The sequence below is a fragment of the Rhodococcus sp. NPDC003348 genome, assembly GCF_053589375.1.
The window spans coordinates 28073-33472 of the sequence record NZ_JBSFRT010000038.1; the positions used below are offsets into that span (position 1 = coordinate 28073).

A 5400-nucleotide genomic window follows, 5' to 3' on the forward strand; every position below is an offset into this window, starting at 1 on the left:
CGTGAGTACCCAACTGTTGGTCGGCGGCCGGATCTACAGCCCGTCCGCACCGGATGCGACGTCCATGGCGATCACCGACGGCACCGTCGTCTGGGTCGGTGAGGACCGCCCCGGCCGCGCGCTTCACCCGGATGCCGAGATCGTCGACCTCGGCGGAGCCTTCGTCGCCCCAGGATTCGTCGACACCCACGTGCACACCACCGCGGCCGGACTCGCCCTCACCGGGCTCGACGTCGCCGCGGCCCGCTCCCTGCGCGAATGCCTCGACCTCGTGCGCGCGTACGCCGCCACCCACGACGACGCCGTGATCTGGGGACACGGCTGGGACGAGACCGGCTGGCCCGACGCCGACCGCGGACCCACCACCGCCGAGCTCGACGAGGCCGCCCCCGGCCGGGCCGTGTACCTGGCCCGGATCGACGCGCACTCCGCCGCCTGCTCGACTCCGCTGCGCACGAGCGCCGGAATCCCCGGCGACACCCCGGTCACCGCAGACGACCACCACCGCGCCCGCGCCGCCGCCCGTGACCTGCTCACCATCGACCAGCGCGCGCGTGCCCGCGCCGCCGCACTGGACCGGGCCGCCTCCTACGGCATCGTCGCCGTCCACGAATGCTCCGGACCGGACATCGCCGGCCGCGCCGATCTCGCCGAACTGCTCGCCACCGACCACGGTGTCCAGGTCCGGGCGTACTGGGGGCAGGCCGTCGGCAGCGCCGAGGAGGCCACCGCACTGCTCGCCGAGACCGGCGCGCACGCGCTCGGCGGTGACCTGTTCGTCGACGGCGCGATCGGTTCACGGACCGCGTGGCTGTCCGAGCCGTACGCCGACCGGCCGCACACCGGCACCTCCTACCTCGACGTCGACGCGATCGCCGCCCATGTGCGCGCCTGCACCCTGGTCGGGATCCAGGCCGGCTTCCACGTCATCGGCGATGCCGCGGTGGCCGCGGCCGTCGAGGGATTCGACCGCGTCGTCGCGGAGCTCGGCGGCCCGGCCGTCGCGGCGTGCGGGCACCGCCTCGAGCACGTCGAGATGATCGACGCCGAGCAGTCCGCCATGCTCGCCGCCTGGGGCGTGGTGGCCAGCGTCCAGCCCGGCTTCGACGCCCAGTGGGGCGGCGCGGACGGGATGTACGCGCGCGCCCTCGGCGCCGACCGGGCGGTCGCGATGAACCCGTTCGCCGCGATGGCGTCCGCCGGGGTCTCCCTGGCGATCGGATCCGATGCCCCCGTCACCCCGCTGAACCCGTGGGACTCGCTGCGCGCGGCCGCACATCACCGCACCGAGGGCAGTGGCATCTCGCCCCGCGCGGCCTACGCGGCCGCCACCCGCGGCGCCTGGCGGGCCGGCGGGGTGCGCGACGGACTGGCAGGCACCCTCGTCCCCGGAGCCCCCGCGTCCTATGCCGTGTGGGACGCCGGCCAACTGGTCGTCACCGCCGCCAAGGACACGGTGCAGCGCTGGTCCACCGACCCGCGGTCCCGGGTGCCCGCGATGCCGCGCCTCGACGACGACGCACCGAACCCGGTGTGCCTGCGCACCGTGCACCGCGGCGCCACCATCTATGAACGCTGAGGCAGTGGCCGTCGAGGCGCCCGGTCGGTGGCGGCGGGCGGTGCCGGTCCTGAGGGACGGCGCGGCGGCCGTCGGCGCGGGTCTGCTGCTGTTCGCGAGCTTCCCACCGCGGCCGCTGTGGTTCCTTGCTCCCGTCGGCATCGGCCTACTCGTCCTGGTTCTCACCGGGTGGGGTCGCCGGCCGCGCACGTGGCGCGCCGGCTTCGGGTACGGCTACCTCGCCGGTCTCGGCTTCCTGCTGCCACTGCTGCCGTGGGTCGGCGAGTACGTCGGGCCGGTCCCGTGGCTGGCCCTGTCCGCCGTCGAGGCCCTGTTCGTCGGCCTGTTCGGTGCGCTCGCGATCGCGGTGTCGCGGCTGCCGCTGGCGCCGCTGTGGATCGCGAGCACCTGGTCGCTGACCGAATGGCTGCGCGCGTCCGTCCCGTTCGGCGGCTTTCCCTGGGGACGGCTGGCGTTCGGCCAGTCCGACGGACTGCTGCTGTCGCTCGCGAGCGTCGGCGGCTCGCCGCTGGTCGGTTTCGCGGTCGCGTTGACCGGCGCCGGTCTCGCCGCCCTGGTGACGGGTCTGACCGGTACCCCCCGGCGGTGGGTGTCCGCGGCCGCGCTGACCCTGGTCGCGCCCGTCCTCGCCGCCGCCCTGTGGCCGACCCTGCCCGGAGCCGACTCCGCCGACAGCGATCTCACCGCGAGCGGCACGATCACCGTCGCCGCGATCCAGGGCGGCGTCCCGCGCCTGGGCCTCGACTTCAATGCCCAGCGCCGTGCCGTCCTCGACAATCACGTCCGCCAGACCCTCGACCTCGCCACCGACATCGACGCGGGCAGCACCCCGCGACCGGACATCGTGATCTGGCCGGAGAACGCCTCCGACATCGACCCCTACCGCAACGCCGACGCGGCCGCCGCGATCACCGCCGCCGCCCGCGCCGTCGGCGCACCGATCCTCGTCGGCACCGTCCTTGTCAGGGGCAACGGCACCACCACCAACTCGGTCATCGCCTGGGACCCGACCACCGGCCCCGGCGACCAGCACGACAAGAAGATCATCCAGCCGTTCGGCGAATACCTGCCGTACCGCGACTTCTTCCGGCACTTCTCCGAGTACGCCGACCGCGCCGGTAACTTCGTGCCCGGCACCGGCGACGGCGTCGTGCACGCGGCCGGGATTCCCATCGGCATCGCCACCTGCTACGAGGTCGCGTTCGACCGGGCGCTGAACCAGTCGGTGCGGGCCGGTGCCCAGCTGATCGCGGTACCCACCAACAACGCGACCTTCGGCGACACCGAGATGACATATCAGCAGCTCGCGATGTCGCGGCTGCGCGCTGTCGAGCACGGCCGGGCCGTCGTCGTCGCCGCCACCTCCGGGGTCAGCGCGATCGTCGCGCCCGACGGCACCGTGCAGGAATCTTCGTCACTTTTCACGCCCACGACGCTGGTGGCGCAGGTGCCGCTGCGCGCCTCCACTACGCTGGCTACTCGGCTCGGCCCGATTCCGGAGTTCGCTCTCTGCATCGGAGCCGTGTTGGCCCTGCTCGCCGCAGCCCTGCACTCGGCAGCGCGGCGGCGCCGGCCGGCCGCACCCTCAAAGGACGGTGCGGATGTTCACGGAAAGAACCAGCCTCGGCTGGGGGAGAGGATCGAATGAGCGCGGGTACGCCGACAGGGGACAAGCCGAGCTCCCACACGCTGGTGATCATTCCGACTTACAACGAGCGGGAGAACATCGCACTGATCATCGGCCGCCTGCACGCGGCCCTGCCCGACGTCCACGTCCTCGTCGCCGACGACGGCAGCCCGGACGGCACCGGTGACATCGCCGACAAGCTCGCCGCCGACGACACCGACGGCCGCATCCACGTGATGCACCGCACCGAGAAGAACGGGCTCGGCGCCGCATACATCGCCGGATTCCAGTGGGCCCTCGAACGCGACTACCAGGTCGTCGTGGAAATGGACGCCGACGGCAGCCACGCCCCCGAGCAGCTGCACCGCCTCCTCGACAAGATCGACGCGGGCGCCGACGTCGTCGCCGGCTCCCGCTACGTTCCCGGCGGCAGCGTCGTCAACTGGCCGCGGCGCCGGGAGATCCTCTCCCGCGGCGGCAACATCTACTCCCAGCTCGCGCTCGGAGTGAAGATCAAGGACATCACCGGCGGCTACCGCGCCTACCGTCGCGTCGTGCTCGAGACCCTCGACCTGGGTGCCATCGAGTCGGCCGGCTACTGCTTCCAGATCGACATGGGCTGGCGGGCGCTGCAGGCCGGGTTCACCATGGTCGAGGTGCCGATCACCTTCACCGAGCGCGAATTCGGTGAATCGAAGATGTCCGGAAACATCATCACCGAAGCGTTCACCAAGGTCCTCGGCTGGGGCATGAAGAACCGGTGGGACAAGCTGCGATCCCTGATCGGGAAGTAGTACCGACACGAAAGCGCCCCGGAGGATGATCCTCCGGGGCGCTTTCGTCGATCCGACGCCTGTCCGCGTCCGCCGGCTCCGCGCCGCGGTGCCGCTAGGCTCCGCGCCGCTTGGTCTTCAGCAGTTCCAGGCGCTCCTTGAGCAGCTCGTCGAGCTCCTCGACGGAGCGACGCTCGAGCAGCATGTCCCAGTGGGTGCGCGGCGGCTTCACCTTCTTGACCTCGGGTGCGGCGCCCTCCAGGAGCGTGCCCTCGAGGCCGTTCTTGCACAGCCAGGTACCGGGGATCTCGGCCTCGTCGGCGAACGGAACGTCGAACTCCTCGCCGTTGTCACAGCGATACCGGGCGATCCGTCGGGGCGCGAGATCGTGATCACGGTCCGTCTCGTAGCTCACCGCACCGAGGCGGCTCCCTCGAAGTACGCGATCTGCCATGGTGGTGATTCCTCTCCTCGGTCGTCACGCGAGCACGCCCGGCGGACCAGGCGTTCACTCTCTACAACGACACGTACTCCCGAATGGTTCCCGCGCCGAGCGCAGAAGCAACCACGCCATTCTACCGGTGGGGGTGTGGCGATCTCACCCCTAGGGTGACTCCCCGGCCGTGCGGGAATCCGGAACTCTCGACCGTGCCAGCAACTCCACGATCCACCGGAGCCACCATGAACTGCCGCAGCGACGGGCACCGGGCTCGCTCGCCGCACGCTCGCGTGCCGCCCACTTGCTTACCTCCTAGTAGGGTGAGGTCGTGCCCAGCCCCACCCGCCGACTCGAGTCCTGCATGTGGTGTGGTCGGGAGGTTCCCGACGCCGGGGTCGGCCGCCGACGCCGCTACTGCCGGCAGTCCTGTCGGCAGCGCGCGTACGAACAGCGAAGCGCGGTCAAGGGCACCACGATCGCGCCGGACTCCACGATCCTCACCGCCGCGGAGGCGGAGGCCGCGATGGACCGGATGTTCGAGGTGCGCTGCGCTGCCGAGGACGTGGCCACCGCGGCCGCGGAGGGAGCGGGAGCGGACGAGATCGCGACCCTGTGCGACACGCTGGTCAAGCTGGCCCGAGACGCCGAACGTCTGCGTTGACCCTTCCATCTTTTCGTCGCCTGTAGAAAGATCGAACCAGGTAACGCCCTCGGGCGTGGTCTCGACTAAACGACAGACGCACAAATCCACAGACGGCAGGCAGAGGCGCCCATTACGCTGAACACAACGCCGAATCGTTGAGAACACGCCGAAACAGCACCGCAACTGTCCCTTTGCGTGAGGATTACGATGAAGGATTCTTCCTCTGTTGATCCCGGCCCAGACGCACCACGTACGCGGGATCCCCACACCGAAGGAACCGAACCACTCGACCAGACCGGGTCGTCCGGTTCATTTCCGCTGTCTGCCGTACAGCGGACG

General features: G+C 70.9%; 5 protein-coding genes. 4 read left to right on the forward strand and 1 reads right to left on the reverse strand.

All coding sequences use genetic code 11. The annotated features are described in order from the left end of the window. Nucleotide 1 precedes the first annotated feature (1 nt). The 3 genes from ACWDU4_RS21760 to ACWDU4_RS21770 are packed head-to-tail and all read left to right on the forward strand — an operon-like array spanning nt 2 to nt 4000. Nucleotides 2-1579 carry an amidohydrolase gene (locus ACWDU4_RS21760; protein ID WP_450115999.1) on the forward strand — a complete coding sequence of 526 codons (1578 nt, stop codon included), beginning with the start codon at nt 2-4 and terminating at the stop codon, nt 1577-1579. Then, nucleotides 1569-3227 carry an apolipoprotein N-acyltransferase gene (gene lnt, locus ACWDU4_RS21765; RefSeq protein ID WP_450116000.1) on the forward strand — a complete coding sequence of 553 codons (1659 nt, stop codon included), beginning with the start codon at nt 1569-1571 and terminating at the stop codon, nt 3225-3227. The genes ACWDU4_RS21760 and lnt overlap by 11 nt, the downstream gene beginning before the upstream one ends. Next, on the forward strand, nt 3224-4000 hold the full coding sequence (locus ACWDU4_RS21770) for a polyprenol monophosphomannose synthase (RefSeq protein WP_450116001.1): 777 nt from the start codon (nt 3224-3226) through the stop codon (nt 3998-4000). The genes lnt and ACWDU4_RS21770 overlap by 4 nt, the downstream gene beginning before the upstream one ends. Before the next feature lie 94 nt (nt 4001-4094). Here the strand turns inward: ACWDU4_RS21770 and ACWDU4_RS21775 are convergent, their stop codons facing one another. After that, nucleotides 4095-4433: an RNA polymerase-binding protein RbpA gene (locus ACWDU4_RS21775; protein WP_450116002.1), complete on the reverse strand. Its 339-nt coding sequence runs from the start codon at nt 4431-4433 to the stop codon at nt 4095-4097. Between the two features lie 313 nt (nt 4434-4746). On the opposite strand from ACWDU4_RS21775, the gene ACWDU4_RS21780 reads away from it, so the two are divergent. Continuing rightward, nucleotides 4747-5079: a hypothetical protein gene (locus ACWDU4_RS21780; protein ID WP_450116003.1), complete on the forward strand. Its 333-nt coding sequence runs from the start codon at nt 4747-4749 to the stop codon at nt 5077-5079. Nucleotides 5080-5400: the final 321 nt, after the last annotated feature.

What these genes read in the sequence shown, in the direction of transcription:
- ACWDU4_RS21770 (WP_450116001.1), top strand. Translation starts at nt 3,224, where the DNA reads ATGAGCGCGGGTACGCCGACAGGGGACAAGCCGAGCTCCCACACGCTG.
- lnt (WP_450116000.1), top strand. Translation starts at nt 1,569, where the DNA reads ATGAACGCTGAGGCAGTGGCCGTCGAGGCGCCCGGTCGGTGGCGGCGG.
- ACWDU4_RS21775 (WP_450116002.1), bottom strand. Translation starts at nt 4,433, where the DNA reads ATGGCAGATCGCGTACTTCGAGGGAGCCGCCTCGGTGCGGTGAGCTAC.